General features: G+C 65.9%; 4 protein-coding genes and 1 pseudogene. 2 read left to right on the plus strand and 3 right to left on the minus strand.

Going from position 1 to position 4,125, the window contains the following annotated elements:
- Positions 1–343, plus strand: a pseudogene (locus GJV64_RS12085) (class I SAM-dependent RNA methyltransferase); the annotation flags it as partial.
- On the opposite strand, the gene GJV64_RS12090 reads toward GJV64_RS12085, so the two are convergent.
- From GJV64_RS12090 to GJV64_RS12100, 3 genes are all read right to left on the minus strand, one after another.
- Positions 334–780: an MAPEG family protein gene (locus GJV64_RS12090; RefSeq protein ID WP_164157461.1), complete on the minus strand. Its 447-nt coding sequence runs from the start codon at positions 778–780 to the stop codon at positions 334–336. The pseudogene GJV64_RS12085 and the gene GJV64_RS12090 overlap by 10 nt on opposite strands.
- 58 nt (positions 781–838) lie before the next feature.
- Complete coding sequence (locus GJV64_RS12095; RefSeq protein WP_164157462.1) at positions 839–1,918, minus strand: 1,9-bis(guanidino)-5-aza-nonane synthase; 1,080 nt, start codon at positions 1,916–1,918, stop codon at positions 839–841.
- Between the two features lie 119 nt (positions 1,919–2,037).
- Positions 2,038–3,240: a type III PLP-dependent enzyme gene (locus GJV64_RS12100; protein WP_164157463.1), complete on the minus strand. Its 1,203-nt coding sequence runs from the start codon at positions 3,238–3,240 to the stop codon at positions 2,038–2,040.
- A 275-nt stretch (positions 3,241–3,515) separates the two neighbouring features.
- On the opposite strand from GJV64_RS12100, the gene GJV64_RS12105 reads away from it, so the two are divergent.
- Positions 3,516–4,125, plus strand: a 610-nt coding sequence (locus GJV64_RS12105; protein WP_408014994.1) for a threonine ammonia-lyase, incomplete at its 3' end; no start/stop codon positions are given.

Here is a 4,125-nt window from a genome sequence, read left to right on the forward strand (position 1 = left end):
CCCGGCCCTGGCCGCGCTGGGGTCGGCCGCCCGCCGCGCCGGCCGCCGCATTGAAGTGCAGCACCGCGACCTGTTCCGCCGACCATTGGCGGGCAAGGAGTTGGCCGGGCTGGAAGCCGCGGTGTTCGATCCCCCGCGCGCCGGGGCAGAAGCACAGGCCCGCGCCCTGGCCGCATCCGAAGTGCCGGTGATCGTGGCGGTCTCGTGCAATCCCAACACGTTCGGGCGGGATGCGAAGATCCTGGCAGACGGTGGCTACCGCCTGATCACCCTGTGGCCGGTAGCACAGTTCCGCTGGTCATCCCATGTCGAACTGGTGGCGCGCTTCGTCCGTCAGGCGTGAGTTGAGGCGATCGACAGCGCCAGCAGCACCAGCCCCATCAGGCACAGCGATGCCAGTGCGAACACCGCAAAGCGCACCAGCACGCGGTTGAAGAGGATCTGCACCAGGCTGTGCGTGATGCGCAGGGCGGCATAACCCCATGCCAGATTGACCGCCAGACTGCCGCCTTCGCCCATCACCGCCAGCGCCAGAGCCGTCGCATAGAAGATGGTCGGCTGCTCCATCAGGTGGTTGTAATTGTCGGCCACCCAGCTGGCCTTCACCTCGCCGGCGGCCACCAGATCATCGCGCAGCGACTTGCCCGTGGAGCCGACCAGCTTGGTACCATCGATGCCGGCGCGGCTCATGGCGGGCAGCCGCGTCGCATACATCCAGATCCAGATCAGCATCGTCCAGCCGGCCAGCACCAGCATCGGCAGCAGGATCGCGTGTGACATGAAAAACCCTCCCCGTTTGACGACGGGGAGGGTTCTTGCTTTCCAGGCGCTTGTCAAATCAGGCGAAGATCTTCCCCCACGCGCGCTTAGCGCGGGCCTTCCAGTGGCCGCGGTGATAGGCGTCGCTGGCCAACAGCGGCATGACCGATCCGGCTTCGGCGAAGACCATCTGCTCGATCCCGGTGTTGACCTTGCCCCACGAGGCCGCTTCCTGCAGCGTGGAGGACGAGCACGCACCATCGCGCACATCGGCCACCGTGATCTGCACGGCATATTTGTGAACTTCGACATCGTGGTGGCCGAGGATTTCGGCGCAAACGACGGTGTCCTGGATGAAGTTCTTGGGCACACCGCCGCCGATCATCAACAGGCCGGTGGTGCCGGCCTTGATCTTTATGTCGGTCAGTTCGCGGAAATCGGCGATGGCATCCAGCATCATGTAGGGCTGGCCGGCCTTGGCGCGATCGACCTGGTGCTTGACAAGGCCGAAACCGGCGCTGCTGTCCACGAACGCCGGGCAGAAGATCGGCACGTCATGCTCATAGGCGAGCTTGACGAGGCTGTTCTCCTTCTTGCCGTGCTGGCTGAGATACTTGCCCATCTCGCGGATGAAGGCGCGGCTGGAATAGCCACGCGGTTCCAGCGTGTTGGCGATCTCGTAGATGGTGTGATCGGTCTGCTGCAGCGCCTCTTCGTCGATGTAGGTGTCGTAGATGCGGTCGATCAGCAGCGAGCGCAGCGTGTCGTCATCCGGCACTTCCAGGGCCTGATAATGCTTGTGGCCAAGGCCTTCGAAGAAATCCATGTCCACGATCGAGGCACCGGTGGCGACGATGCCATCGACCATGTTGTTCTTCACCAGTTCAGCATAGAGATCCATGCAGCCGCCGGCGCTGGTCGATCCGGCGATGACCAGGAAGATGGTGCAGTCAGGGTCGCTCAGCATCTGGTTGTAGATGGCGGTGGCGCGGGCGAGATCACGGCTGGTGAAGCTCATCTTGGCCATGCCGTCGATGATCGGGCGCGCGTCGAAGCTCTTGATGTCGATATGCTCGACAAGGGTCGACAATAGCTCGGCCTTGCGCTGGCGCTCGGCGGGGCTGAGCTGGGTGACGACGTGGTTGAGGGTATCGGTCATGCAAATGCTCCCAATGGTCTGGGTGGCCCGGCGTTCCAAGGAACGCCGCCCGCGGCCGGGGGAGTCCGGCGCCGAGCGGGAAGGGCGCCCCGGCGCCGTGAGGCGCCGGGGCGGCAAGCTCAGTGCTGCACGCGGCTGATACGCGCGTCTGGCGACTCTTGCGTGACGCCATAGAGGCTGGCCATCGGCTCGTCGCTCACGATCACCGTCTCGCCGGCGGTGAAGCCGTTGAACCCGGTGCGCATGGCCTGGCCATAGGCGCCCAGCATGCCAATCTCGACATAGTCGCCGGCCTGAATATCGGCCGGCAGCGCGAAGGGCCCGCGCATGTAATCCATGTCGTCGCAGGTCGGGCCCCACAGGCTGAACGCCAGGTCGCGGGCATGGCTCGCGTCCTCGCGCACCAGGCTCACCGGGAAGCGCCAGCCGACATGTGCGGCATCGAACAGCGCGCCATAGGCGCCGTCGTTGATGTAGAGCACATCGTCCTTGCGGGCTTCGACGCGGACCAGCACCGAGGCATATTCGGCGCTCAGCGCGCGGCCCGGCTCGCACCACAGCTCCGCCGAATAGCTGATCGGCAGCGCTTCGAAGGCGCGGTGGATCACCTCGAAATAGCTTTCCAGCGGCGCCGGGGCCATGCCCGGATAGTCCGACGGGAAGCCACCGCCGACATCGACGATGTCGACCGTCACGCCGGCCGCGACAATGGCGGCGCGCACCTGCGCCATGGCGTCGGCATAAGCCTGCGCGCTCATCGCCTGGCTGCCGACATGGAAGCAGATGCCCAGTGCGTCGGCGACCTGGCGGGCCGCCATCAGCACCGGCGCGGCCTCGTCGGCCGGCACCCCGAACTTGGAGGCCAGGCTGAGCTTGGAATGGGACGACGACACCCGCAGCCGCACGCACAGCGTGAGGTCGCTGGCCGCCACGCCGTTGGTGCGGGTGGCGTCCACGATCTTTTCGAGCTCGGGAAGCGAATCCAGGCTGAACACGCGCACGCCGTGCACATGATAGGCCTCGGCAATGGCTTCCGGCGCCTTGATCGGGTGCATGAAGCACAGGACGGCGTGCGGCGCGACCTCGCGCACCAGCCGCACCTCGGCAATCGAGGCGACGTCGTAATGCGTCAGCCCCGCATCCCAAAGGGTGCGGATCAGGTCAGGCGAAGGGTTCGCCTTTACCGCGTACATCGAAGTGCCCGGAAACTTCTCGATAAAGAAGCGGGCAGCGCGGCGCGCGGCGTGCGGACGGACGAGGGTAACCGGCTGCGTCGGACGCAGGGCGAGCGCTACCCCCAGCGCATTATGGTGCTTGAGCAACTCAAGGGACCTCCAGGTGGGCAAAGTATGTCGCCGCTGCGCGCTTGACTGGAAGGTTCCGAAAGGAGCCTCCCGGCCGATCGCCGGCATTGACACCAAAGCTGCCTTGCGGTGGAAGTCCCATGGGGCAGCGGACGCGCTTCCTATGGTTTCGATGCCCCCATGTAAAGCGGTTTTTTGTTACACGAAAAAACCCGGATTTGCGCTGGCCTTTCAAGGGCTTGTCAGCAGTTTTCCGGCAGCAGTGAAAAGGCTATTTTTCAATGACTTCGCCAGTGTCGCCTGTTGTGCTCCACGATGATGTGCTGGTGGCGGCCGAGCGCCTGGGGCGCTGGCCAGTGCGCACCCCGCTGCTGAACAGCCCGGCGCTCGATGCGGCCTGCGGCGGGCGCGTGTGGCTGAAGCCGGAGAATCTGCAGTTGACCGGCAGCTTCAAGTTCCGCGGCGCCATGAACCGGCTGCTGGCGATTCCGCCCGAAGCGCGCGGCGGCGGCGTGGTGGCCTATTCGTCGGGCAACCATGCGCAAGGGGTGGCGCGCGCTGCCCGTCTGCTGGGCATGCCGGCGACAATCGTGATGCCGTCGGACGCGCCGAAGCTGAAGGTGGCGCGCACGCGCGCTGATGGCGCCGAAGTGGTATTCTATGACCGGCTGACCGAAGCGCGCGAGACGATTGCCGCCGGCATCGCCGAGGCGAAGGGCGCGCTGATCGTGCCGCCCTTTGCCGATCCGCTGATTATCGCCGGGCAGGGCACCGCCGGGCTTGAGGCCGTCGCTGACCTGGCGGCGCGCGGCGAAACCGCCGACCTCGCGCTCGTCTGCTGCGGCGGCGGTGGCCTCGCCAGCGGCTTTGCCGCCGGCAGCCAGCTTCCCACCATCATCGTGG

The organism is Sandarakinorhabdus rubra (assembly GCF_010994245.1).
Lineage (GTDB): Bacteria > Pseudomonadota > Alphaproteobacteria > Sphingomonadales > Sphingomonadaceae > Sandarakinorhabdus > Sandarakinorhabdus rubra.